At 37.9% G+C, this 26209-nt stretch carries 20 protein-coding genes and 2 riboswitches; of the genes, 7 read left to right on the top strand and 13 right to left on the bottom strand.

Annotated features, from left to right (window positions below; translation table 11 throughout):
* Window positions 1-193 precede the first annotated feature (193 nt).
* Window positions 194-1282 (top strand): NAD(P)-dependent alcohol dehydrogenase, encoded by a 1089-nt coding sequence (locus O1A01_RS09115; protein ID WP_066420005.1) that lies wholly within the window; start codon window positions 194-196, stop codon window positions 1280-1282.
* Window positions 1283-1626: 344 nt separating this feature from the next.
* Here the strand turns inward: O1A01_RS09115 and O1A01_RS09110 are convergent, their stop codons facing one another.
* The 5 genes from O1A01_RS09110 to O1A01_RS09090 all read right to left on the bottom strand — a co-directional run bounded on the left by O1A01_RS09110 (window position 1627) and on the right by O1A01_RS09090 (window position 10647).
* The gene (locus tag O1A01_RS09110) at window positions 1627-6096 is read right to left on the bottom strand and encodes a hypothetical protein (protein WP_270066073.1); all 4470 of its coding nucleotides are present in this window, start codon (window positions 6094-6096) and stop codon (window positions 1627-1629) included.
* A complete protein-coding gene (locus O1A01_RS09105; protein ID WP_270066072.1) occupies window positions 6074-6823 on the bottom strand; it encodes a DUF6063 family protein in 750 nt (249 codons plus the stop codon). The genes O1A01_RS09110 and O1A01_RS09105 overlap by 23 nt, the downstream gene beginning before the upstream one ends.
* A complete protein-coding gene (locus O1A01_RS09100; protein ID WP_270066071.1) occupies window positions 6820-8331 on the bottom strand; it encodes a hypothetical protein in 1512 nt (503 codons plus the stop codon). The genes O1A01_RS09105 and O1A01_RS09100 overlap by 4 nt, the downstream gene beginning before the upstream one ends.
* Window positions 8322-9395 (bottom strand): Wadjet anti-phage system protein JetD domain-containing protein, encoded by a 1074-nt coding sequence (locus tag O1A01_RS09095; RefSeq protein ID WP_270066070.1) that lies wholly within the window; start codon window positions 9393-9395, stop codon window positions 8322-8324. The genes O1A01_RS09100 and O1A01_RS09095 overlap by 10 nt, the downstream gene beginning before the upstream one ends.
* Window positions 9396-9534: 139 nt before the next feature.
* On the bottom strand, window positions 9535-10647 hold the full coding sequence (locus O1A01_RS09090) for a DUF4145 domain-containing protein (RefSeq protein ID WP_270066069.1): 1113 nt from the start codon (window positions 10645-10647) through the stop codon (window positions 9535-9537).
* A 196-nt stretch (window positions 10648-10843) separates the two neighbouring features.
* Here O1A01_RS09090 and O1A01_RS09085 point away from each other — a divergent pair, with 196 nt between their 5' ends.
* The 4 genes from O1A01_RS09085 to O1A01_RS09070 all read left to right on the top strand — a co-directional run bounded on the left by O1A01_RS09085 (window position 10844) and on the right by O1A01_RS09070 (window position 13519).
* Entirely contained in the window at window positions 10844-11626 is a 783-nt protein-coding gene (locus O1A01_RS09085; RefSeq protein WP_270066068.1) for a helix-turn-helix domain-containing protein, read from the top strand.
* Window positions 11627-11678: 52 nt separating this feature from the next.
* Window positions 11679-12050 carry a VOC family protein gene (locus O1A01_RS09080; RefSeq protein WP_270066067.1) on the top strand — a complete coding sequence of 124 codons (372 nt, stop codon included), beginning with the start codon at window positions 11679-11681 and terminating at the stop codon, window positions 12048-12050.
* Window positions 12050-12949, top strand: coding sequence for a DUF899 family protein (locus tag O1A01_RS09075; RefSeq protein WP_270066066.1), 900 nt, complete (start codon window positions 12050-12052; stop codon window positions 12947-12949). Before O1A01_RS09080 ends, O1A01_RS09075 begins: the two co-directional genes overlap by 1 nt.
* A gap of 174 nt (window positions 12950-13123) precedes the next feature.
* Window positions 13124-13519 (top strand): VOC family protein, encoded by a 396-nt coding sequence (locus O1A01_RS09070; RefSeq protein WP_270066065.1) that lies wholly within the window; start codon window positions 13124-13126, stop codon window positions 13517-13519.
* Between the two features lie 42 nt (window positions 13520-13561).
* Here O1A01_RS09070 and O1A01_RS09065 read toward each other — a convergent pair whose 3' ends face one another.
* The 7 genes from O1A01_RS09065 to O1A01_RS09035 form a co-directional block, all read right to left on the bottom strand.
* Window positions 13562-13873, bottom strand: a complete 312-nt coding sequence (locus tag O1A01_RS09065; protein ID WP_270066064.1) for a hypothetical protein — start codon at window positions 13871-13873, stop codon at window positions 13562-13564.
* 402 nt (window positions 13874-14275) lie between these two features.
* Window positions 14276-16399 (bottom strand): LysM peptidoglycan-binding domain-containing protein, encoded by a 2124-nt coding sequence (locus tag O1A01_RS09060; RefSeq protein WP_270066063.1) that lies wholly within the window; start codon window positions 16397-16399, stop codon window positions 14276-14278.
* A 435-nt stretch (window positions 16400-16834) separates the two neighbouring features.
* On the bottom strand, window positions 16835-17644 hold the full coding sequence (locus O1A01_RS09055; protein WP_270066062.1) for a creatininase family protein: 810 nt from the start codon (window positions 17642-17644) through the stop codon (window positions 16835-16837).
* Between the two features lie 15 nt (window positions 17645-17659).
* Complete coding sequence (locus O1A01_RS09050; RefSeq protein WP_066417128.1) at window positions 17660-19063, bottom strand: APC family permease; 1404 nt, start codon at window positions 19061-19063, stop codon at window positions 17660-17662.
* Between the two features lie 163 nt (window positions 19064-19226).
* Window positions 19227-19991, bottom strand: coding sequence for an IclR family transcriptional regulator (locus O1A01_RS09045; protein ID WP_270066061.1), 765 nt, complete (start codon window positions 19989-19991; stop codon window positions 19227-19229).
* 178 nt (window positions 19992-20169) lie between these two features.
* Window positions 20170-21483, bottom strand: coding sequence for a glycosyltransferase family 2 protein (locus O1A01_RS09040; RefSeq protein WP_270066060.1), 1314 nt, complete (start codon window positions 21481-21483; stop codon window positions 20170-20172).
* Window positions 21484-21674: 191 nt separating this feature from the next.
* Window positions 21675-23150, bottom strand: a complete 1476-nt coding sequence (locus O1A01_RS09035; RefSeq protein ID WP_270066059.1) for an alanine/glycine:cation symporter family protein — start codon at window positions 23148-23150, stop codon at window positions 21675-21677.
* 65 nt (window positions 23151-23215) lie between these two features.
* A riboswitch (glycine riboswitch) is annotated at window positions 23216-23304 on the bottom strand.
* Window positions 23305-23307: 3 nt separating this feature from the next.
* A riboswitch (glycine riboswitch) is annotated at window positions 23308-23407 on the bottom strand.
* Between the two features lie 293 nt (window positions 23408-23700).
* Here O1A01_RS09035 and O1A01_RS09030 point away from each other — a divergent pair.
* Together O1A01_RS09030 and O1A01_RS09025 are read left to right on the top strand one after the other, a co-directional pair.
* Window positions 23701-23853, top strand: a complete 153-nt coding sequence (locus O1A01_RS09030; protein ID WP_169714874.1) for a hypothetical protein — start codon at window positions 23701-23703, stop codon at window positions 23851-23853.
* A 164-nt stretch (window positions 23854-24017) separates the two neighbouring features.
* Window positions 24018-24368 (top strand): hypothetical protein, encoded by a 351-nt coding sequence (locus O1A01_RS09025; protein WP_270066058.1) that lies wholly within the window; start codon window positions 24018-24020, stop codon window positions 24366-24368.
* A gap of 65 nt (window positions 24369-24433) precedes the next feature.
* Here O1A01_RS09025 and O1A01_RS09020 read toward each other — a convergent pair whose 3' ends face one another.
* The gene (locus tag O1A01_RS09020; RefSeq protein WP_270066057.1) at window positions 24434-26053 is read right to left on the bottom strand and encodes a peptide-binding protein; all 1620 of its coding nucleotides are present in this window, start codon (window positions 26051-26053) and stop codon (window positions 24434-24436) included.
* Window positions 26054-26209: the final 156 nt, after the last annotated feature.

Below are 26209 nucleotides of genomic sequence, written 5' to 3'. Positions count from 1 at the left end.
AGCAATCAAAAGGGTAAGTTTTTAATGGTATTAAGAAGATTACCCTTTTGCATATGACCTTAATTCCGTAACGATTTTTAGTCGGACCTTTTCAGCGGTTTTTGACCTGTCCCCTCGTGAAATTTTTTCAGTATTTATTTATGATTAAAACAAAAGATAAAAGGAACAGATAATATAAAGGAGTTCGTTTTAAATGAAAATAAAAGCTGCCGTTACACATGGAAAAGGACAAGTGTTTAGGATTGAAGAGGTAGAATTAGCTGAGCCGAAAATGAATGAAGTATTAGTAAAAATTGTAGCTACTGGTGTGTGTCATACAGATGCTGTTGCTCGTGATGCAGCTATTGCCCCATTGCCAGCCGTATTAGGACATGAAGGTGCAGGTATTATTGAGCGACTTGGTCAAGGTGTTACTACCCTAGAAGAAGGAGATCATGTCGTACTTTCATTCGCACACTGCGGTCATTGCCAAAACTGTTTGACTGGTCACCCAACTGTTTGTGAAACTTTTAATGACCTAAACTTTGGTGGCGTTGCTAATGACTTTTCCCATCGTCTAAGCCATAATGGGCAGGAACTCTCTACATTCTTTGGACAATCCTCCTTTGGTACATATGCTGTTGTTCATGAACGCAATGTAGTAAAAGTAGATAAAGACGTCGATCTTACATTACTCGGTCCGTTAGGCTGTGGGATTCAAACAGGTGCAGGAACTGTATTAAATAGCCTACAACCGGAATTTAGTTCGACCATTGCTATTTATGGTGCAGGTGCTGTGGGATTAAGTGCAATCATGGCTGCAAAAATCACTGGATGCAAACAAATCATTGCCGTAGACATACACGAAAGTCGTTTAGAATTAGCAAAAGAACTTGGTGCAACTCATGCTTTAAATGGATCACAAGTTGATGTTGTCAAGGAAATTAAGGCGATTACAAATGGCGGTACAAACTATGCTGTCGATACAACTGGGGTACCTCCTGTTGTTCGCCAATGTTTACAAGCATTACGCCCGTTAGGAAAAGCAGCGATTGTTGGGGTAACCCCTGAAATGAACATTGATGTGCATAATGATATTATGGCAGAAGGAAAAACTATGATGGGAGTCATTGAAGGAGATGCAGTTCCCCGTGTATTTATTCCTCAGCTTGTAGAATATTACAAAGCAGGCCGATTCCCAATTGATAAATTAGTTAAATACTATGAATTTGAACAAATTAACGAAGCATTTGAAGACTCTAAAAAAGGTGTAGCCATTAAACCTATTTTGCGTTTTAACTAATCAAAACAGGTTCAGCGTCCACACATTTTTGGAAATTGTAGTTTCGTTTCTAATAAATGTACCGGCGACGCTCCCGTATAAAACAACATATATATAAGGACTGATAATGCTGGTAACACTATCAGTCCATATTCAAGGGAGTCAGCATTGTGGATCAAATACGACTCACCCTGTTAAGCTGTGCGGCTCAAGGGTGCGTTATTTTTTGTTTTTAAAAGATACGGTAGTCAAAAAAAACAAGCCAATACTTTGATTATCTCAAAGCATTGGCTCTATTGATATTCGACTTATGATTAGGCTCGGGTTTGAAACCAATATTCCTAAGGAAGACTATCTAGTTCGCCTTACACCTCACTACCTACTTCCTCCCCCTGATATATCCGAAAAGCAGGAACAATCGTGTCGGAGACGATTTCTTTTCCTTTTTCGCGGATGAAGTCTAGTTTATAGTAGGCTTCAAATCGTTGACTGATCTCTGTTTTGACGAGTTCAGGTGGTGTGACGACGATAAATTGGAACTTTAGTTTTTCCGCAACAGCGAAGATTGGGTCCAGAACATGGGCAGATGCCGCTTGGCCGAATGGGTTATCACAAACTAACGGTACCCAACTTTGATCTGTTTCGCCTTTCACGGAAAGTAGCATCATCATCATGACCATGCGGGCTGATAGCTTTTGTCCACCACTTCCATCGGATTTCGTTTTCGATCCTTGGTTGATCGTTTGCCACGTTGAATAATGTTCCTTCAGTGGTTTCCCGTACATGAAGGCATTATCTGTACGCATATTGTAAACGAGTAACTCTGGATATCGATTTCGTAGCGATACGAATAAAATTTGTTCATCACTAATGAGTTGCTTTATTTCATTGTCTAACGCACGATTATTGTCATCAATCATATCAAATTGTTTCGTAATTTTGTTAATGGCCGAAACAAAGTGCTGCTTTAGAAGTGGCTCGATGTCCTCCACCTTTTTCGGTAAAATATCTTCTTTCAGCTGGACGAGTGGGAATGTTCCTCGTTCGTTTTTCAATTTCATTTTCGCAATCATTGAACGGATTGCCTCTGAAATGCTCATCACTTTCATACTTGCACGACTAGCCCAGAAGTTTTGCGCTTTTTCTGCTCGTTCTTTGTCGCGCTCTAATTGCTCTAATCCACTTTGTGAAAAACGTTTCATGTTTTTAACGATGCTTTGAATATGGGAATAGTGTCTTGTGTCCATATGATCAAGTGTCGTCAACACTTCATTTTTAAAGCGAATCTCCCAATCTTTACCTTCTATGAGTAGCTTTAAGTTTCTTAATGCTTGGTCAATTTTCGCATGCTTTTCTTGCCCTTCTTCTTGAATAGCTTGATGCTGCTCACACCAGGTTAAAATACATGCTTTGCCTTGACTTTTTATTATTTCGACTTCTTCGTCCGTAAATGCGGAAGCTTCCTCTTTTAAAATAACAGATAACGTTAAAATATCGCCTTCATAACCCGCGATGTTCGTTTCTGTTTCTTTTTGACGCTTTTCAACCCTCTTGATTTCGTCTTTCGTTTGTTTCGTTTGGTCTTTAATTTCCACTTCTTTTACTTCAAGATCAAGGTCTTCCCATTCTTCTGGATGTTTTTCATGTTTTGCTATCTTTTTACTTGCTTTCGTACGTTGTTCCGTCGCATGCTGTAGAGATGTTTCTGCTACTGTTACAGCTGTTCCTTGAGCTCGTTCTTCTTTTTCAGCTGCTTTTGCTTCCTTTTGGGCAGTTTGATGCATACTTTCTACTATGCTTACCGGTTCCTCAGGTACTGGTGCTTCTTTCCAGTCTTCCTTTTGAGTGGCAAGCTTTTTCTCGATTTTTAGCTGTTGCTTTTGTTCCGTTTCTTTTTTAGCTTGAAGAACGAGTAGCTCTTGTGCCTGTTCTTCTTTAGACTTTTGTAGCTGCTTAAGCTCGTCCATACTCCCATTGATTTCTTCTAACAAGTGTAGAGAAAGACTTGGTACTTCTTCACTTTCCTCTGCTTTTTCATTCGTAGGAAAAGCTGCTTCTTTCACAAAGTAGGCGATCTCTTTAATATTTTGTTCGGTCGTAAGCTTCCATTCCACATATGTTTGATTCCACTTACTTTGTAGTTCAACAATTTGTTGGTGCTCTATATTCAGTTCTTGTTGCTCTTTACTTAACGTTTCCTTTTGTTTCTCTTTTTCTTGCTTCACTCGTTTATTTTCTTGATGTACTGTTTTTTCTTTTTCGAACTCCTCGAGCGATCCAACATCTTTTGTCAGCTTCTCGAGTTTATCTGCTGTTTTATCTAACTGTTCTTTCAACTGAAGCTGTAATTCTTTTTCCTTTTCCTCTTGGACAATAACGTCTTGTAATTCTGTTTTCTTCGTTGATAGTGCGTTCGTCTCTTGAGTTAAAGCTTTTTCGATATCACTGGAAAGCTCTCTAGATAAAAAGCGGTCCATCTCTTTTAAAATGTGTCGAAGAGTTGCTTCCGTTTTATCCATTTCACTTAGCGTTTCTTTCTTTTCTTCTAGCTGTTTAGCAATCTCTATTTTCCAGTTCGTGAAGTTGTTTTTATTTGTTACTAGCTCTTTTTCATTCCCATTGATAATGACAAAAGAGCTAGCATGTTTCTCGTCCGTCATTTCTTCTCGTAAAAATATCGGGACTGGACTTTTATACATTCTACCTGCTAATACTTGCTGGTTCACTTTTTCCCATTGTTGGCCATTTACGACTAAGCCGTACGGAAGAAGTGGATAGGTGGACGTATATTTCTCCAACTGATCAGCAGTTAATGATTGCAGAAATTGTGTTCCATAAAACACATCAATGCCCGTTTTCTCATCAATCCATTCTTTTAATTCCTTCACATCTTTATTCGGAATCCAGAAGGGCTCGTCATTTAAAGAGTGGTCGATTTGTGTTTCCCACAGTTCTTTTTTCAAAAGTTCACTTTGTTGCTTGTTTTGACTAAGCATCTCTTCTATTTGGATCGTATATTTCGATAAAAGAGAGTTAGTAAACGGCACTGTGACGTCATCTAGTAAACCGTATAGTTTATCCGCTAGTTTCGCTTCTCTTCCATCTTGCTTTTCTTTTGATACCTTTAATTCTTCTATTTTTTTCTCTAAATAGGTAATCGATTGGCCAAGTGTACCGTGTGAAGTTGCTAGCTCATTTTGTTTTTTACTAGATTTTTTATCTTTCTCTTTTAAATCTTCTAAACTAGTCTTCTTATCCTCGATTTGTTTGAGGAAATTTTCCTTTAAGCCTTGTGAATCATACGTTAGGCGGTCACCGTATTGTTTAATCAGTTCAGCTTCCTTCACTTCAAACGCGTGTATTTGTGTGTATAGGAAATCAATTTCGGTGCTAAGCTTAGCTATCTCTGTCGTCTTTTGTTTATCTACTCTAGAAAGCTCTTTTTCTTTTTTCCTCAAGAATTTTTGATAACCGAAATATTGTGTAACAGCTTCTTGTAATGTAGTAGACGCCTGCTCCCATTCTTTCGTAGCTTCGACTTTAATTTCATCCATTCTTTGATTCACTTCTGCTAAGCCACTATTTTGTTCTAATTTTGCAATTTGCTGCGTAAGAACACTTATTGTTTGTTCGTTTTCGCTCCACTCTTTCAACAAAAGGTGAAAAGTTAACTGTTCTTTTCGTTCCAGTTTTTCCGTGACGATTTCTTGAAGGGAGCTATGTTTCTCTTTTTCTTCTATTAATTTCTTCTCCCAATTCATAACTTCGCGGTGGGCTTTTGCATATTCGAGATTGTCTCTTTGAAAGCGTAGATCTTCCTGCTTTACATTTAAGTTCTCCATCTCTTTCTCTAAAGCAAGCTGGTCTTCCTCTTCCTTTTGCTTTACATACTCTAACGCACCGAGCAGCTGTCTACCTTCTGTTGTACTGCGATTTATTACCTCTTTATGGTCGACTCCAATTGCTACATGCTCTTCAAACGGTACTATATCTTCTAGAAACTCTTTATGCGCTTGCTCTCTTTTTAGTAAAACTGGTAGATCCTTTGCAATGCTAGCTTGGCTCTTAAAAATTTCCACTAGATCATTTTTTTGATGTTCTGTACGTTGGAGCACTTGGCTAACAGTTGGAATAATACGTTTTTGGAACAAGGAATGATCATCCTCTGCTCCCTCAAAGTATTTACCAACTCCACCTTCGTCCTTGTTAATTTCTTTTAAAATATCCCAATCTTTACGGTTAATACCGTACGTATCAAGAATTCGGTAGTGTTTTTTCGTATCTCGGTAAACGTCATAGCCATTCCATTTTAAATAATCGGTAAGACTCTCCGTTTCCACTACCTCACCGTCTTTGTATAGTGGAATATGTTCTAGAGCTGCTTCTTCTTTTCGCTCGAGCTCTTTCGTGTAAAATCTAATATCAGGAATAATCTTTGCCTCTTGCTCTAATGTTTTCGTTTCGTTACCACTTTCCTCACTCATCGAGATTCGTTGTTCTGCAGAGAACATTCCCCCTGTAATGAGATGGCGACGGTCTGCTCCGTCTAACTCCCATTGAATGAGCACATGAAACGTATACGGAATAAATTGTTCTTTATTATTAAAGAAAAATTGTTGATAATAACGATTGTTTTGTTTCCCCCATGAAGTTCCTGGCTTAAGAATTTGGAAAATGGTTTGTAGAAACACTCCTTTTCCGCCACCATTCATCATCGCAATGAGACCGTTTGTGGACGTATCATCATTATGAAAGTTAAAGGTAGTATCTTTATATTGCTTTTGCATGCCATCGTACTTCAGGCCAACAATTCTAATTCGATGTATTCTCGGCATGCTCTTCCTCCTCTGTTGTCATTAATTTCTTAAATAGTTCGTAGCGATCATAGTCGTGGTACAAGTATTCTATCCGTTCAAAAAGCTCTTGCTTTGGAATTGCCTTTGGAATATCGTCGCGGTCAAGAATGACGATTAACCCTTCCGTCTCTAATAACCGCATACTGCTAGCAATTAACCCAATTCGCGTCCGTCTATTTCCTTTTTTTAAGCCATAATCATCTGTGTCAACCTCCATGAACTTCCACGTTGTCACAACGTCTTTCATATCAATTCGTTTTTCTTCTCCGTATGTAGGCTCCGATTTAAGAATGCTATCCCAATTTAATATAAGATCATTCACTTGTCTTTCTAACGCATAATAGCTAATCCCTTCCCGCTTCGTACGAATTTTTGCTGCTTGGTTGCGGTCGATCGTAGCTAAAAAGGCCATGATAATTACACTCATTAGATGAAAGTGCTTCTTTGTTTCCACTTGCTTATGCTTGTCTTTCATATGAGTAAAATTCGTCGCAAACGTAGAACCTGTCGGCTGCACAACTAAATGAATACGCTTTGGGGCTTCAATGATATATGTACCTGATTCGTCTGCTAATAAAAGAACGGTCTGTCTTACTTCTGGTTCAAAGTATGTTTGAAAATGTTCACTAGATTCGTCGATTACTTTTTCTTTTAATAAGGTGAAATAGACAGCGGAGGCTTTTTTAACTGTTTCTGCATTCATCATTTCCCCTCCTCTACACATATTTTAAATGGAGTAATTTTCATTCGATTCCACTGAAATGGTTCAGCTAGGTGGTCGAACTCTGTATATAATTTTGATCCTTCAAACACTTGAAATTGCGGATATTCCTGCATTAGTTTATAAAGAAGAATTTCCCGCTCATCACTCAATGTTTCTTCCTTTCGATGCAGCACTTGAACCTTCAATGGCTTTTTATCAAACATCATCCATAGATCAATCGTTTCGGATTCTTCAAACCATAGATTTTGTACTTCTAATGGTAGCTCTGCTAGGTTTGTTAACGAAAACTCTTTAAATGTTTGAAGATATTGAAATACATAGCTCCAGGCGGAAATAACAGAATTCCAGTCGGTCACTCGCTTCCTAGTCGTATTTTCCTCTACCTCATCCTCTATTTCTACCTCATTTGTTTGGATTTCATTAAATTCTTGTTCTCCCCAAATCCAATCAAGTGGCAAAATAAAATCATTTTTTGGTGAAAATAAAGGTGACAGTATCCGTTCAATGGCGGTGAAAGATTGAACACCTTCTTTTAGTACCCAGTTTTCATAAAAATGCTCTCGGAACGAAACTAAGCTGTTTTCCCAAAAGAGGGAAGGATTTTCTACCTTTAGTTTCATTTCGTAGGAAATATTTTGAATAACAAGCTTCGCAAAACGATCATGTAATTGCCGTGTATGGCCGATTTTTTCTTGCAGAAGAATGAGCTCCTTTTGTAAAGAATCATCTTCTTCATTTCTTCGTTTCGTTTTTTCAATCATGCTAGAAATGGTACGGAAGTGATTTTTTTCTTCTTCAAATTGCTTCTCAATCTCGATGCGATTGTCTGCTCTTTGCATTTCCGCTTCCATTAATAAAATTTTAGGATTGTTCGTCATTTCCTTTTGAAAAGAGAATTCATTTGCCATTAAGCGGTTTACCCGTGAAATTAGGTGATCGAGGTTACGCGTAGCTTTTCGAAAATTACCGTTTTTAATTAACTGCATACTATACAGCTGTTCAATAGTGATGGAAAACTCCTCCGCCATCTCTCTACTCATAAAAATCATTTCTTGCGCGACATCTGTCAGCTTATAAACAATTTGTCCGCCCATCTCTAAGTTCGTATATAATTCATCCATCGTGACATAGCGAAAAACTTGTGTTTCCCAAGATTGTCTTATTTCATCGTAATATAATGCTTCAAACGGCTTACTATACTCTTCTTTTCCCTGATATAGTAGCCCACTTGTGATCCGCTCAATTTGCTTGTCATCTGCTAATAGCTTCATTTGTTTAATAGATTCTTCCACCATATATTTAATATCTGATTTTCGTCTATTGTCATCATCATTTAATTCTCTATAAAAGATGAGGAGAAGCACTTGCATGAGAATCGTTTGAATATGAGGCTTTAACTCCCCAACATCCATTCCTCTTCCAAGCTCAAACAATGGATTTAGTCGTTGCATTCGCTGGGCAAAACCTTCCCATGATTCGTTCACATCCATCTCCTCCACGTTTCTATTGTCAGCACTTCTTGTGGTATACGCTTATTCTCCTGCCATAAACTCATTAACTGTTCTTGTTCCTCTTCCGTAAACCATTGAAAAAAAGAATTACGGTAGTGACTGTTCTGTGTTTGGCCACTTTTCTGCTCGTTCTTTTGATCAGCGCATTCAAGCATTTTACGGTAAATTTTTAGTGCAGGCTGTATCGTGTAATCTGGATATTTTTCAATTAGTCTTATGAGAATTCCGTATCCAGAAGCATCTATATCTCCTGCATAATAGAAAAGGTAGTTTTGGGGCGGGAACATTTTGAAGAAAAAAGAAAAACTACGTTCAATTTTTGTCCCTTCCCCAAAAATGATTAGCTCCGGTTCATAATCTAATTGATTTTTTTCCAATAATTGAATAGAAGTATGGAAGAAAGATAGATTTTCTACAATGAGAACTCGCTGAATATCTTTCATTTCTGTACCTTGTTTCAGCCAAAATACAAAAGGCTCCCCATAGTGCACCATTTTGAGCCTTTCCTCTGAAACACCAATTCTAGCTATAAATCCTACGCCCTCTGGAAAACTATCAGCATCTAATAAGAATTTTTCATGCCCAAACAGCTCCAAGCTTCTTTCTTCGACTGATACGATCTCTCGTTCCTCACTTGATTGGAGAAAGTCGTGTAATTTCTGGATTCGGTCCCACTCCTGAGGCGTTTGCCAGACGGGATACCGTTCATAATAAGAAAAATCGAACGTATCACTTAGCTTCATCATCTCAAGACGGTCCCATTTTACTTCTAATACTTTTTTATTAACCCAGTAATATAAAGGTAAAGACGGAATTCTTCCATTATATTGGTTATTTTGTAAAGGCGTTAGCATTCCTTCTCCTTGCAACGTTTCAATCGCACGACAAAATAACGTATACCCATCTATTTCAAAATAATCATCTAGTAGCCTTCGTAACTGAAGCTCTAGATCATTTATATTCAACTTCTTCTTTTGTTTCGGGTGCTGAATATCTTCTATAAAACCTCTCACCCGCGTTTCAACAACATCGATTGTACTCACCTTCTAACATTAATAAGGACATCCTTCCATTATAACCTACTTCATTATCGGTGGGACAGAGGGACAGGTTCCTCGTCCACACATTTTTTGGAAATTCGAGACGATGTCTTCCTCACAAATATTGAAAACTAATATTTTATTAATTTTTACTATACTCCCCCAACTGCTCAAACAACTTCCCAACATTCACAACCCCGACATTTTTGTACTTCCCTAAAATTACAAGCTCTTTCGGAAGTTGGCCAACTGTATGCATTCCATCTTCATTAAGTTGACGGATTAGACTCGGGACACCTTTAAAAGCTTCTGTTGTGAGAGGAATTTCCTTCAATTTATTAGTAAGAACCAAATGTTCTGCTTTGTAAAACAGCAATAGTTCTCCTTGACGTTGTAATACTACTTCTCTACGGACCTTCTCTTCCGCAATAAAGTCTTTTAATTCGTAAAAGAATCTTCTGTCGTTTTCTTCGGTGTAACGTTTCACGTGTTTGTGTAAGTTTTCTATATCACTAGGCAACTCACTCATAATCCGTGCTTGTTGTTCTGCTCCTAGTCTAATTAGGAACATTTCAGACTTAGGGAAACGTTGTGGTAAAAGGAAAGCATCACGAAGGAAATAAGGAACCTCAACCTTGTCTCCTTTATAGCTAATCTTTCGGATAGTCGTAATTCCAGGCTCTTCGAATTTTAAAGGAGCTGCTTCCGTTGAATCTGCCACTTCTTTTTCGGCATTGTTCTCTCCTTTTTGCATCGACGCTTTAAGCAATTCTTCTAATCCCTTTAACCGCACTTCTAGCTCGGATATGTCATACTTTTTTTCTTCTTTTGGAGAGGCTGGATCTTGGTAGTCTGGGACTTCGATGGATAAGGGGGCGTACACCTCAACGTACCACTTAACTACTTTAAAAAGTGCCTCCCACGATAGAAGTGCTTCAGAAAACCGAAACATTCTTGCATCATGCGCTGCTTGGTTTCCTAACTGACGTACTTGATGTAACGCTTCACTCACTTCAGCAGTTAATATGCCATGATCACTTAATATATCTAGTCGTTCTTTTAATGTCATCCGAGGCTCTTCTTTTAACTTTTCTAGCTTCATTACTTGTTGCAAAATGTTTTCTACAAACACCCTAGCATGCGTCAACATCGTCCGCGGGCTAGTAAACACACTGTTCTCTAACTCTCGCGCTACAAATGCTAACTCTTTTGAAACAGGTTCTAAAAATGTATAAAAATAGGTCGATTTAGTCATCGGGACACCTCTATTGGTCTAGTAAATTGCTAATGTTATTTTACCATACTAATGGAATAGTACTTAAGGAACAATATAGCAAAAACTGCTCATGCGCTATATTTAAATTTTTTCCTTTCAATTGTCTAAAAGAGGTTTTTAACTGAAATGTGTAGAAATTTATGGAGATAGAATAATAGTAAAAAGGTGACTCGTTATGACAAACGAAAAAACGAAGATTATCATACAGGCAATTGAATATATGAAAGAACATTTAGATGAAGAAATTACGTCAGAAGGTATAGCGCTACATGTTGGCTATAGCCCTTATCATTTTAGTAGAGTTTTTAAAGAAGTGACAGGAATTCCGCCTCGCCACTATTTATCTGCCTTACGAATTGAAGCTGGGAAGCAACGATTAGTAAATTCGTCAGATTCGATTCTGAAAGCTGTACTAAAGGCCGGATTTCGTAGTACAGGGACATTCAGCTCTAAATTTAAACAGTTCGTTGGATTATCACCAAAGCAATTTCAAAAAAATATCGAGCCGTTACATCGGTTCGTTCACGACTATGGTTCTTCTACCATCCTGCAACCATTAGAAGCATTAGCCCCCTCTGTGACATGCGAAGTAAAAGCTCCACCAAATTTTAAAGGAATTATTTTCGTTGGACTTTTTCCTAGACCAATACCTGACCAAGCGCCCGTTGTTGGAACTGCCTTCGATTATCGCGAATCAAGCTGTACGTTTTCTAACGTTCCGAAGGGAAAGTATTATGTTCTTTCCGCTGCAATCGCAAAAGGAGTGAATCCTAAACATTATTTTGTTCTATCTCATGCGTTAAGAGGTATAGCAGAAAATACTGTTGATACACAACTTCATTCAACATCGCTTACAGAAGTTGTTTTAAGAGAACCATTGCCATATGATCCACCTATTTTAATCAATTTACCAAAACTACTCTTTGATACGAAAAAGCGCAAACAAGAAGAAAATTAAACAGGCTATTCATGATAATTTTATGGTAATCATTTTGTAAAGGGGCTTTGAAATGTTAAATCAAGTTTGTGTATTAACGATTAAAGTGAACGATTTAGAGAAAGCGGTAGAGTTTTATACGAACATACTAGATTTTACAGTGGAGAAAAAGTATGGCGATACGATTATTCAGTTAACACATCATGGTCTTCCCTTCATTTTAGAAAAAGGAGATGCTACAACTCTTCCCTCCTCTTCTAACGTATTACTAGCTATACAATCCAGTAATATTCAGGACGATTTTCATCAACTTCGTGAAAAAGGCGTTAAACTGCTTTTCGACGAACCGCAGCCATGTCCACCAGGTTATTTTTTCATCATAGAAGATTATTCCGGAAATCAATTAGAAATTGTCCAATTTGTAAATAAAGGAGAAGAAGTCTAATGGAAAAAATCGAATTATTAAGTGAAATCGAAGCATTGGAAAAAGAAATCTATGGAAAGAAAATGAAGTTAATGGAAATGAGGAAATCTGTACCTCGTAACGAGATGAAAAATTATCAATTCCTAGATTCAATGAATCGAGAAGTAAATTTACTTGATTTATTCGGCGATAAGGATGAATTAATTGTTATTCAGAACATGGGGAAATCTTGCTCGTATTGCACGATGTGGGCAGATGGCTTTAATGGGGTTTATCATCACATCATTGAAAAAGCTGCCTTTGTTGTGGCTACTCCAGATGCACCAGCTGTTCAAGATGCGTTTGCGGCAGAACGTAGATGGCAATTCCCGATGATTTCTACGATTGGTACCACTTTTAAGGAAGACTTAGGCTTCATGAAAGACGGCTATCAATATCCAGGTGTTACTACCTTTCAAAAGGATGCAGACGGGAAGATTTTTCATGTCGCCAATGCCCCTTTCGGACCTGGCGATGAATTTTGCTCCGTTTGGTATTTATTTGACTTACTTCCTTCTGGTCAGAAAGGTTATCGTCCAACGAGAAATATCAACAAAAAATCGGAGTTCGAATTGACGAACAATATAGCTATTCAAGTAAACGACTCACCGAAAGCTATTGATTTTTATACAAGTATTTTAGGCATGATGAACGTCTTCTCCAACGATTCAGAAACGAAGCTCTCTTTCGGTGGGCAACATATTTTCGTGGAAGAGAGCGCAGCAAATAAAGTCTTTTTCGAGGTTGCTGTGAGAGATTTTACCTATGCAAAAGAGCTCTTATTAACAAATGGTTGTTCGATCACGAAAGAATATAGCGAAAAAAGCATCATGGTAGCAGATCCTTTTGGCTTACATTTTCATGTTTTTGAACGGGCTTAACAACCTTAACATGGTGTTGTGGAATATCGCTAATAAAATGTGGTTAACGCAAATAAAACAGGATTATCGCAAATAAGCGGCTCTGTTCCGCAAATAAATCGTGATTATCGCAAATAAACAGCCATCGACGCAATACCATGTTATGCGTTCAATTATACATATAGGAGCGATAGAATGATTTTTGAAATGACTACTCAAGTAAGAGTTTCTAACTTGAAAGAAGGACAAAAATGGTACGAAACACTGTTAAATAGGAAACCAGACTTTATTCCACACGAAGGATTTGCAGAGTGGGAACTCCTTCCTGGATGTTGGTTGCAGGTCGCGGAGGGAACTCCCGCTGATGGTAGTGGTCCACTTCGATTTGGCGTTTCTAATATAGAAGCGGAAAGAGATAGACTTGTTAAAATGTTAAAGGTTCCTAGTTTTGACATACACTCCAGACCAGAAGTACCAGTCAAATGGGGTACCTTTACAGACCCGTGGGGGAATCAGCTTGGATTTTTTGAATACATGAATAAGAATGAAGAGCAGGAACGGGTTAATAAGATCCTTGGAACTCTCGCGTGATAGAGGTTACCATTTTTATGAAACCGTAAAGAAGTATCTGTATTACGGTGCAAACTCAATGGCACCTGTAAATAATAAAATGATCGTTATTATCCAAAATATAAATAGTGAGGAAGACAGAATTAATCCAAGAATAGCGAGTCCATTCTTTTCTGTCTTCCTTTTTAGTCCAACGATTGACAAAATTATGCCAGTACTTGTTAGAAAAATCGTCATATAATCCCCTATTGTGCTCCCGATATTCGCTATTCTTGTTGGTGTTACAAAAACAATAAAAAAACAAATGAGTCCTATTAATAGAGAAAGATAGCTAATGGGGCCGTATTTTTTAGGGGTTTTGCTTTCACTTTTCACTATGTCACAACCTTTCTAAAATAGCTGTTTTATTAAATTATTATTAATCTTACATGCTACTTTAGTACAAAAATATACTTATACAGAATAATCTCCTTTCCCAAGGTTCACTCGTCATAATAGCGTTTCCTATTGGAAGTACCATTGACCCTATATTACATCGGAACACTATCTTGAAAATAGTGAATTAATCAATAATGATAATTGACACTATAGAAAATTTTTCAACATAAACAGCCCACTACCTAATGCATTGGGCTGTTTATTTTATAGCTGTTCTTACTATAAAGTTCTTAATAAAAAAAAACTTGTTACACCACTTTTTCGTTTCTCCAACATCTACATTTTTGTTTTAAATTGGGTAACGGCTTGCTTCTTCATAGCTAAACGTATTAAAAAGTTCTACCTTAAACCCGCCGCTATTTCCACTTGGGCTTGGTGTTTTGGATCTGCTTTTCCATCGACATGACGAGTACTATTGGAAAAGTACACGTCAAAGTGACCCGTGATTCCATTTTTTGTTATATATTGGACATCATGAGGCATAAAGCTCATGGAAGCTGCAAGTTTTCTACCATCTACTTCGACGATAACCGCTCGTGGTGTCCAGGAAAAGCCTCCCCAAATTTCTTTTGCAATATTAGAATCACGAGTTGTAAGTGTTTCTGCGTCTGCATGGTTGGCTCCGATCGTTCGCTTGATTTTAAAGCTCTTCCCTGTTTTCATATCGGTAACCGTCGCTTCTTTTCCAATTGGGAACACGTACTGGGCTTCGGTCCACCAATCTAATAGCTCGCCATGTTTTGCACTAACTACTGGTTTAACAGCAATATTATGAACAGGGATTGTTAGCTTTTGTCCGATAGATAATGTACTTCGGGTCGTTAAATTATTGGCTCTCAATAATTCCGTTTGAGGTATTCCGTATCGAATACTTAAATCCCAAAGGTTGTCTCCAGATTTAACTGTATGTGTAATATAAGTAATGGTGTTAGCTGCCGTTTGCGCAGGCGCGTTAATGCCATCTGGGATTGTAAGTGCTTGTCCAACTTGAAGTATATCGGATTTTAAGTTATTTGCTGATCGAATAGCCGGTACTGTTACTCCGAACCGATTAGCGATAACTGATAGACTATCACCTGCCACCACACGATAGGTGAACGTTTTTCTTTCTTCTTGAACAGTCTGTGTCGGTGTAGGTTGTGAGGTTCCGGTTGACCCACTGGGGATTGTTAACACTTGCCCAATTTGCAAAACATCTGATCTTAAATTATTTTCAGAACGTAATGCATCAGCTGTTGTATTAAAACGTTTCGCTATCACCGATAAACTATCTCCAGATATGACAGTATAAGAACTAACAGTAGGAGCTGGAGTTGTTGGTGTTGTGGTCGTACCACTTGATGGAATTGTTAACGTTTGACCGATTTGCAGGACGTCTGTTCGAAGATTATTGGCACTCCGTAATGAATCAGTCGTTATGTTAAAACGCTTGGCTATGACCGATAAACTATCTCCAGAAATAACTGTGTAGGTAGTTGGTTGCAATGGTACAGGTGTTGGTGCGGAAATGGTTGAATTTCCAGTTGGGACAACTAATCTTTGACCAATTTGCAGGACATCTGACGATAAGTTATTTGATGTTCTTAAAGCCTCCGTCGTTGTTCCAAAACGTTTCGCTATCACCGATAAACTATCTCCAGAAACTACAGTATAGTTAAGATCAGTAGATTGCTCGCTTGGAGAATTATCACTACCCGGAATTGTGAGGGTTTGCCCCACTCGAATTATATCAGACGTTAAGTTATTAGCGCTTCTAAGTGACTCTGTTGTTATCCCAAACTTTTTTGCAATAACAGATAAACTATCACCTGATACAACCGTATACGTTTTAGACTGCTGCGCGGGCGGAATTACCTGTGTAGGTTGCGATTTGGACACACTCACGATGGCAGGAATGATTAATGTTTGTCCTAGTCTTACCGAGTCATTTGTTAGACCGTTAGCTTCTCGAATAGCTGAAATAGTTGTTTTATAATCTCGAGCTAGAACAGATAAGTAATCACCAACTTCAACTTTATGAAAAGCGATTGGAATTATTAATTGTTGATTAACATGCAGAATATCGGAAGTTAAATTATTTCCTCTTTTAATATAATCAATCGTCGTACCAAACTTTCTTGCTATCGTCCAAAGTGTGTCGCCCGGAGCTACGATATAATGAACGGCTGATGAATCGGTTGCTTGACCATTCGGCTCGTTCGTTTGGGCGGATGCCGAATGTTTATTATCGAGAAGAGGTATTGACGTTGCGAGCAACCCTCCAACAATCACTTTAATAGCCGTTACTTTCATTGCAGGATATTTTTCTTTAATAATTTTAATAGCCGTTAAACGGATACTTTGTTGAGATTGAACATCCGTCCCAAGCTCATTTGCAAATTCAGTTAACTGGTCATCAAGATATAATACTAACGCATATTCGTCTGTATTAAGCTGTTGCAACTTGTAATGTTTTAGATTCATGTTGCCACCCCTTTTTAACTACGAATTTGTTATGTGAAAACCTTTTTATATTTTGTTTAAAACAGTATTCTTATACAGAAGAACGTGCACAAAAAATAAGTAGTGACCAGAGCAATAGGTCCGTTACGAACGGAACTTGTCGTGAATTAGAGACAGGAGAGCCAAGTTTATTAGGAATAAAATCCTAAAAAGCAAATTTTATGTTTGGGCGGTACAAAAAAACCGTCCACCTTCTAATGAAGATGAACGGGCTTATCGAAATTATTATTTTGAAAACACTCAACCTTAATTAGAACATCCTTCGTGCTTGGAGGTAAGATTTTTAGGTAGGTTTTCCAACGAGTTCCATAAATAGCTGTACTTTTTACCGAATAACCCGCAGATTTGTTCTAATAAAAAATTATTCTTGAGGCTGGACTTTGAAGGGAAGTCCTCTTAAAGCGGTATTTCACGCTTTCTCACTTCCACCGTTACTTCTTCCTCACAATATCGCACAAGTTCTATTAAGTTTTTCACTAATGCATGATGATAAATTTCACCGTTTTCCTTTGTGGAAACTGTTGGGTCGCCTACGACTCCAATATTCTTCGCTCCTTCACGATATGTACCAACATCGCTTGGGACAAAAACGGTATCACCTTCAACGAACGGATCATGCTGTAAGAATGGGTGTTTGTTGTGTACATTCTTTACAGCTTTTGAAGGATCACATAAGTCTGGGTACAAATAGTACATATGTGATGTTTCCATCTCTGCAGCATGGCCTACCCCACCAGGTTCGGATACCTTGATTTCTCTAGCAATTTGATCTGCTATATAGAATGGATCAGCTATTGCTAGAAAGGCACCCGTTTCATTTCGAAGCTTTGTAATCGCAATTTTTAGTGGTGGTAGATTTGCTTCACGGTGACCATTTAAAATAATGATTTTTTCGAAGCCATGGTAGACAAGGCTTTTGCAAATATCGTACACAAGATTTGTTAATGTTTCTGGACGTAACGTTATCGTTCCTGGAAACGCCATATGATGGGGCGCCCAGCCAACCCAGTTCGGTGGAGCAACTAATGTATTTGTTTTTTGCCCCACTTCTTCTGCTACCCGAAGCGCCACAAAGGAGTCGGTTCCGAGTGGTAAATGCTTTGCGTGTTGTTCGACACTTCCAACTGGAACAATTATCGTCTTTTTATTTTGTAAATAACCTTCTACATCTTCCCATTTATTTTCTTGTAACCAAACACTTTTCATCTTTCTCATCTCCTGTTAGTCTTTTGTGATGTTTTCCATGTCCCTTTCATCTAAGTACTCCCAACGGCTTCTTGAATAAAAGAAATAAAATGCCGTGATTAGTACCAACCAACTTATTCCAATTAACAATGGAATTGGCTGGATATATGTTAAAATCCAGAATGATGCAATCGCCGCAACAATCGCGAGCACCGGAATGTTTTTTATATTTACCGGGTAACGAAATAATGGTTTTAAATGGGGTTGTTTTACCCTTACAACAATAAGTGCAATGTTCATTAGCCCCATCATGAGCCAGTTGGCAAATACGGCTGCACCGACCGCTATAGAGATGGCTTGCCCGTATCCCATTGTACTCATGAGAGTGGTGCCTAACGCAATAATTCCAGTAAACACAGTTGCTGCTACAGGAACGTGTGTCTTCGGATTTACTTTTCCTAAAAAGCCAGGAACAGCTTTCTCCCTTGCAGCTGCGAATATCATTCTCGACGATCCTAATAAACAGCCAACTGTTGATGTTCCAGTAGCAGTAAGTGCTGCAATGGCAATTAATACGGCACCAACTCCAGGTAACACTGTTTCAACTGCGAGTGATAATGGTGCTGTTGATGCAGCTAATGCACTTGGGTCTGCTGCAGATACAACTCCAAATCCTGTCAAACAATATAAAACAACTACTGTCACTAGTGCAGACACTTGCGCTAAAGGAAGATTCCGTCTTGGTTTTTTCGCTTCCTCACCAAGAGTTAACACAGCCTCTACTTGCATTTGTCCAAAAGCAATTAATGCAGTTGCTGCAAAAACACCAGTCCATCCATTTGGTAAAAAGTCGCTGTGCATGAATGGGCCTGTTGGATTGTGGAAAATAGTAATAATCGCAATCGCAAATAAAGCAATCACCTGAATAATAGAGAAAATCGTATTAACTTTACCAGTAGTTTTAATTCCAATTAGCAATAATCCCGTAATAGCGATTGACACTACTGGCGCAACTAGCGTTGGTGATAGTGACGGGAAAAGAAAATTAAAATAACCTGCAAAACCTAGGTTTACTGCCCCTGCTGCAAATGCAAAGGATAAGAAGTAAAGACCTGAACACCATAATGCCATTAGTCTACCTAAATCCTTATGTATCGGGGTGAAAGCAAACTTAGAGTATGCATAGGACGCACCCTCATATGGCCAATTTGAAGCTAGTTCTGCGTAACTCAAACTTGAAAGAATTGCAATAACACCTGCAATTAAAAAAGCCACAAACAACGCAGGTCCTGCTTGTGCAACTGCCGGACCGATAACCGTGAAAATTCCTCCCCCGATTAACGCTCCAACACCAACACTCCATAAGTCAACAAAACCTAATCCTCTACTGAGCTTACCAGTTCCTGTAACAGGATGATTCGTAGATGTTTGTAGATTCATAAACCCTACCTCCATTTCATTATGTGAAATAATTGTTTCATAATTAAAAATATTGTTCTTATTGTACACTATCATTTACTAAATTTCATTCAATTTTTAAAATTTTCTATAAAAACAAATAAAAACAGGCTACCCTATCTGGACAACCTGTAACGTGGATTTATTAATGTAACTTTTCATGTATGTTCCTGGCACAGTCTTTTAATCTAGCAACATGTGATTCTAACTGATTGTTAAATTCACGGTCAATACCAATCACACTTAATGCAGCCATTACATTGTTATTAATATCAAAAATTGGCACAGCAATCGCAGCTGTTCCTTCATGTAACTCTCCCTTACTAACTGCATAACCTTTTTCTCTTATATCTCCTAGTTCAGAAAAAATCATGTCGTAATTTATTTTGGTGTGTGGGGTGAACGGCGTATACGTATAACTATCTAAAATAGCCTTTTGCTCTTCGTCTCGGATAAACGCTAATAAAACCCGTGGACAGGCCGCTGCATATAAGGGAACTCTTCTCCCTACCTGCGGAAAGACACGAAATGCCGATAAAGCTTCAAATTGTTCAATATAGACGGCTTCGTTTCCATCCCGGATAGCTAATTGAACCGATAAACCGGTTTCATTTCGAAGCAATAGCATTTCTTGTTTGGCTAGCTCCCGAATATCAAAATGGCTGTTTACAATTTGACTTTTTTCTAAAAAGGCCATACCAAGCTGGAACTTCAATTGTCCGTCCTGATTGACTCGTTTTATATATCTAAACTTTTCAAGTGAGGAAATCATGCGGAAGACTGTTGGCTTTGAGAACCCCAACTTTTTCGAAAGCTCGTCCAATGTTAAAGATGGATTTTTTAAATCAAAGCATTCAATAACTTGTAATGCTTTTTCTACACTACCATTCTTACTCGCTACCTCTCTCATCTGCATATCTCCTTCGACTGAATGTACCTTTACTACTATCAGTTTAACAAGAAAAAGTAATGTCTGTCACTATTAATCGAAGGAGAGTAACTTGTAGGGACTATGGAAGAAAAGGCCATGATAGTCTGTTTCGGTTAATCCATAATCTCTAATACACCTAACTTCATGAATCATAAACTTATTTCCAAACTCTTTTTAACTGCAAAAATTCTTGTGCATATCCCAAAACTGATATGGGGGACATAAACATTTGATACGTTAATACATACGCAAAGAAACCAAATATATTTTTTCTAATCTTTAACCCTAACTTATCAAATACTTTTCGTTGATAATGATACATTGTATAGTTCGTTAATAGTGCTAACGGTAAAACAAAAAGTATCGTCGCACCAACGATATAGTAATAGCCAAAAAAGGCCAATATCAGCCCTGGAATCCAAACAAAGGTGTATACAACATCTAAGTAAGGGAAAATAAGATTTGTTCCGGTAAGGTACTTTGTGAATATAGAGGGTTGATTCCAAGGTTTTACTCTTTTAAAAGCTTCTATCATTCCTCTTGCCCATCTACTTCTTTGTCTTACGAAATGAACTAATGTTTCAGGAACATCTGTAAATGCAACTGCAAGAGGCTCAAAATATACTTTACAATTAATTTGTAACATCTGCCACGTTAGCACGATATCTTCCCCTATTGCATCATCCCAACCTCCGAGTTTTTCAAGGGCTTCCCTTTTATACAAACTAAATGCTCCTTGGGCTACTAATGTTCCTTGGTAAAATCCTTGTAGTCTTTTTATTGAAGCAATACCTAAAAAATAATCCCATTCCTGAATTCTAGTCCAAAAATTTTTACGACTATTTCGAACAAGTACAGAACCTGCAACAGCGCAAATTTCGTTTGGAGCTGATAATAATCTACTTACTAGTAACCGAACAGCTGGTTTCGTTAAGATAGTGTCTGCATCAAGAGTAATAATTAAAGGGGTATCAACCATGGCTAATGCTCGGTTAAGAGCAAAATTTTTACCCGGTTTTTCTTCATATATAACCTTTAAATCAAGATTATATTCCTGACCCGCTTTTAATGCCACACTACTAGTTAGGTCTTTCGATGCATTATCAATTACAATAATGTTCATATCTCCTTTATAATCTTGTTTAGCAATATGACGTATGGTATCACTAATTCCCTTTTCCTCATTTTTACAGGAAATAAAAATGGAAACGGGCTCTGTTGGATCGTGTACCTTAAATTTTGGTTGATTATCAAAGAAAAGACTAAATACCAAAAATGCATTTAAATATCCAGGTAAATAGGCAATTCCAGCGATTATTATAATCGAAGGAATTATTCCAATTACTTGTCCTAATTCTTTTATCCAAGGTAAAGAAATAAAAACCGAAAATAAGAACCACAAAAAAGCGAATACATGGCAATACCAGAACTTCCTAACAACTGGAATATAATAGTTTTTTTTAGTTTCCATCCCAAATCACCTATTAATAGTTTCACCAAAGGGGATGTTTTTATCATTAATAATTTATGAACACGAAAACAGGAAACTTTAAATAGGTAGGGGTTACTTTTTATGCTAGAGGCCTGAACAACACCTTTTTTAATAATAAGCTTAAAGTTAAATGAAAACCGCCCCATTAACCACAGGGCGGCTTTCTTCTATTATGATACTTTCTGTTCTTCTTTTTTATCCTCAGTTTGTTCATACCCATCAGCCCAAAAGTCTGCGTTTTTAATTCCTAGTTTCGTAGAATTAAAGGTTGGGTCGAGGCCTTGTTTTTTCTGTCTTTCATAGTCTTTTAACGCTAGTAAAGCTGGTTTAGATAGCAATAGAATGGCGATTAAGTTGAGCCATACCATTATTCCAAGACCGATATCCCCGAGTGTCCAAGCTAAACCTGATTCTTTTACAGTACCGTAATAAGTCGCGGCAAGAAGGACTAGTTTTAAAATGGTAGACGCGATTTTGCTAAATCTTTGATTAACAAGATAGGCAAGATTCGTTTCCGCTATATAGTAATACGCCATAATCGTAGTGAAGGCGAAGAAAAATAGTGCGATTGCGATAAATGGTGAACCGAATGTAGGGAAGACAGATTCTACTGCTACTTGCGTGTAGCCTGTCCCTTCTTCTACGCCAGTAATGTTTTGTACAACATATTCTCCCGTTCCTTCGTCCATCGTGTTGTATGCGCCTGTGAATAAAATCATCAAAGCGGTGGATGTACAAACTAGGAAGATTCCGATATAAATAGAAAAAGCTTGTACCAGTCCTTGTTTAACAGGGTGAGAAACTTCCGCAGCAGCTGCTGTGTGAGCACCTGTTCCTTGCCCGGCTTCGCTCGCATAAAGACCACGTTTTACTCCCCATGCAATCGCAGAACCGATTATTCCGCCGAATATCGTATCAGCACCAAAGGCACTTGAAAAGATTAAGGAAAACACTTCTGGAACCTTGCTTATGTTAACGATAATAATTGAAAGTGTGACTAATATATACCCCATCCCCATAAACGGAATGACAACTTGGGTAACATTCGCGATACGTTTAATTCCACCGAATATAATTAAACCTAATATAATAATGAGAACAATCCCAGTAACCTTCTTATCAATCGAAAAGGCATTGTCAATCGCAATCCCGATCGAGTTCGATTGCACCCCAGGCATCAGGATGGCCATCGCGATTAAACTTGCGATGGAAAAAATAACAGCATACCATTTCCAACCTAGACCTTTTTCAATATAATAAGCAGGACCGCCACGGTATTCTCCGTCTTTTTTTTCTTTATAAATTTGCGCTAGCGTTGACTCGACGAACGCGGACGCTGCACCGACAAAGGCAATGACCCACATCCAGAAAACTGCTCCTGGACCTCCGTAGAAAATCGCCATTGCAGTTCCTGAAATGTTACCAACCCCAATACGGGCTGATAATGCTAAAGATAATGCCTGGAAGGAAGATACTCCTTCAGCTGAGCTTTTTCCGTTAAATAATAGTTTTCCCATTTCTTTCACGTGACGAATTTGTAGGAAATTACTACGAACTGTAAAATACAATCCTACAGCCACACAAAAGATGATCAACGGCGCACCCCATAATACATCATTGAGGTTTTTCATTAGTTGTTCCAACATACAATATTCTCTCCTTTTTTGTACAAGCAAAAAAGGACAGTAAGATGCCTTGTGACTTCACCCTGCTCTGTCCTTATACCTGAAAGTTTGACTTTATTGATAAAACAATAAAGCTTTCCCCTTTGGTGGTGTACTTCTTACACGCTCTCCAGAGGCGCGTCCAGTTGTGGTCCTTCTACCTGAGAGATTGGTTTCAAGGGTATTTTTTGAAACTTGCTCCTTCGGTGGCTTCGATTGCTCTCTCCCATAACTTTCATCCGCTTATTTTTTTATATGAAAGAATATTACTATCATTAGCATTACTTTGCAAATATAATTTTAGTATTTTATAAAAATAATAGAATTAACAAATGATCTAGTTTATGGAACATAGCAAGTTGCTGCTTAGCTACTACCCCTTCTACCGGGTATCGCCGACCATTGATAACGATTAGCTCATGAAAATTGTCTGGAAGTAAATGAAGCGACAAAAAAATTAGTCACACATACTATGACATTTCTATTTTTTTAGATATAATTACTTTCGTACTATTTAATAAAGGTGGTCACCATGACAAAGTGCCTAGACGGTGTATATTCTATTATTCTATACGAATTAACTAAACTAGTTGATGAGTATTATCGTTGCCCTGACCCTTGCATTAGGAATGAAATATATAAAGATATTCTTCTTTTAAGTGAAGCTGTTAACCAAGACTATTAGTTTTGGTTTTCTTTTTTGCTTGGCGTTTTAATTTTACATACTATTAATCTACTTCACTTTTTCATAGATAAATGTTGATTTATATGCCAACATACTTCCATGCCCTATCATTCACTCTAGTAAATGCATACTCTATCTTATGAAAATAAGGGAGGTTAAAAAATATGCAAGAAAATATCATCAATACTATTAGACAGTCTTTACTAGATAGTCTTTCTACTCTCACTCCTGGACATTATATTACGATCGTGGATGAAGAAGGCAGAACAAGGACATCTAGAGCTAGTGAAGAGATTTTACACCCAGGAGAAATTGGTGTTGTGTTTTGCTTACCTATTATAGGAGCGCCAACGAGAAGATTACCCGACGTCAATTTAGGACGAAACCAATACGTTAGGGCTTTTTGTGGATTAACGACAATTGATGTATTCTGTAGTCAAAGAATAAGTGGTCCTCCGACACGAACGGTTTCGATGAGAACAGGGGAGTTTTTCGTTATTACTTGTGAACGGTAAATAAGATTATACAAAAAACAGGAGGCTAGCATTCGCCTCCTGTTTTTTTAGACATGTAATCTAAATTACTCCGCTAACCACCAGTTTTTTATGTTATAAAAACCGTTACTTGGGTGAAACTCAAATCCTCCTAAGTTAATTGGTAGTGCATAATGTACGTTTGGATAGTATAAAAATGTATACGGTTGGTCTTCCGAGATTTGTTGGTATAGTTCGTGTAAAACTTCCAATCTTTTTTCATCATCTAAGATTTTTACGTTTTCCTCTAGTAATTGATCAACCTCTGGATTACTGTGTTGTGTATAGTTCAACCCTTGTTCTCTATGTTTGGAGTGGAAGTAATCCGTTTGATCTGGGTCTACCCCTAAACTCCATCCATTAATACATGCATCGTACTCATGTGCCATGTTTGCACTTACAAATGCGCTCCACTCGAGCACTTTAATGTTCACTTCAATACCAACTTCTTTTAATTGTTCTTGCGCAATTACCGCGATTTGTTCACGGGCTTTATTACCTTGGTTCACATTTAGTGTGAATTCGAATTTCTCTCCATCTTTATCAAGAATGCCATCTCCATCTGTATCTTCCCAACCCGCTTCCGCCAACAGAGCTTTAGCTGCTTCTAGGTCGTAATCAAATACAGGTACATCTTCCGTGTAAGACCAACTAACTGGACTTGCTGTAGAATTCGCTAGCTGACCATCACCTTCTAACACACTTTCAACAATTACTTCTCTATTCAAAGCGTGGGTTAATGCTTGACGAACTTTTTTATCTTGAAATAACGGATTTTTTTGATTCCAGCCGATATACGTATACGACAATCCAAGGCCAGATTGCAACTGAATGAGTCCTTGCGCTTCTAAATCTTGTGCAAGCATAAGGTCTTCTGATTGAACAGCAATGTGATGAATATCTCCTGTTTGCAGTTGAACCATTAACGAGTTCGCATCTGGAACAATTTTGTAAACGATAGAATCAAAATTAGGGCGACCGTCGTAATAGTCTTCATTTGCTTCTACTTTTATGTACTCTCCATCTTTCCATTCAACAAACGTGAATGGACCAGTTCCAATCGGCTCTTTCGTGTTAAATGGATGTTCCGCCAAATCGCCAATCGGCACATCTTCTAAAATATGTTTCGGTAAAATGTGATAACTCATCGTTGACAAAAATGGTGCATATTTTTCTGTTAGTGTAATTTGTACTGTATACGGATCAACAGCCTGTATGTCCTTAATTTGTTCAAAGTCAGATGCACGCGCACCTGCGTAATCGTCATGTAGTGGAATGCTATATGTAAATACAACATCTTCTGCGGTTAATTCTTCACCGTCATGAAATTTCACCCCTTCTTTCAAGTGAAAGGTCCAAGTTAAGCCATCTTCCGAAACATCCCAGTCCTCTGCTAAGTCTCCTTCAAACTCTAAACTAGTATTTGTTTTTACTAATCCGTTAAAAAGAAAACCCTGAATAGCACTACTTGTTGTATCAACGGAATATAAGGAATTAAAAATAGTAGGTGAACCGGTGCTTCCGATAATGAAGTCTCCACCATTAACAGGGTCCCCACTCACATTTTGGGTACCCTCATTTACTGTTCCAGTGGCACATCCAGTTAAAAATAAACTCATCGTAACTACTAAACTAGCAATACTTAAAATAATTTTTTTTGTATTCATGTAAAAATCCTCCTTCTGTTCTCCTCATTAAGATGATTTCAAAAAATAAGTTTAACGAATCCCCTCCTCTTAATAAGTAAAACGATATGTTTACTTGGTTTATTAGTAACAGACACCTACTTTTTTACCGATCTTCTTCCAAACAAAAAGCCCCTT

Source organism: Sutcliffiella sp. NC1 (genome assembly GCF_027594365.1).
Lineage (GTDB): Bacteria > Bacillota > Bacilli > Bacillales > Bacillaceae_I > Sutcliffiella > Sutcliffiella cohnii.
The sequence above is the reverse complement of the archived record's forward strand: the minus strand, read 5'-3'. Positions and strand labels throughout refer to the sequence as shown.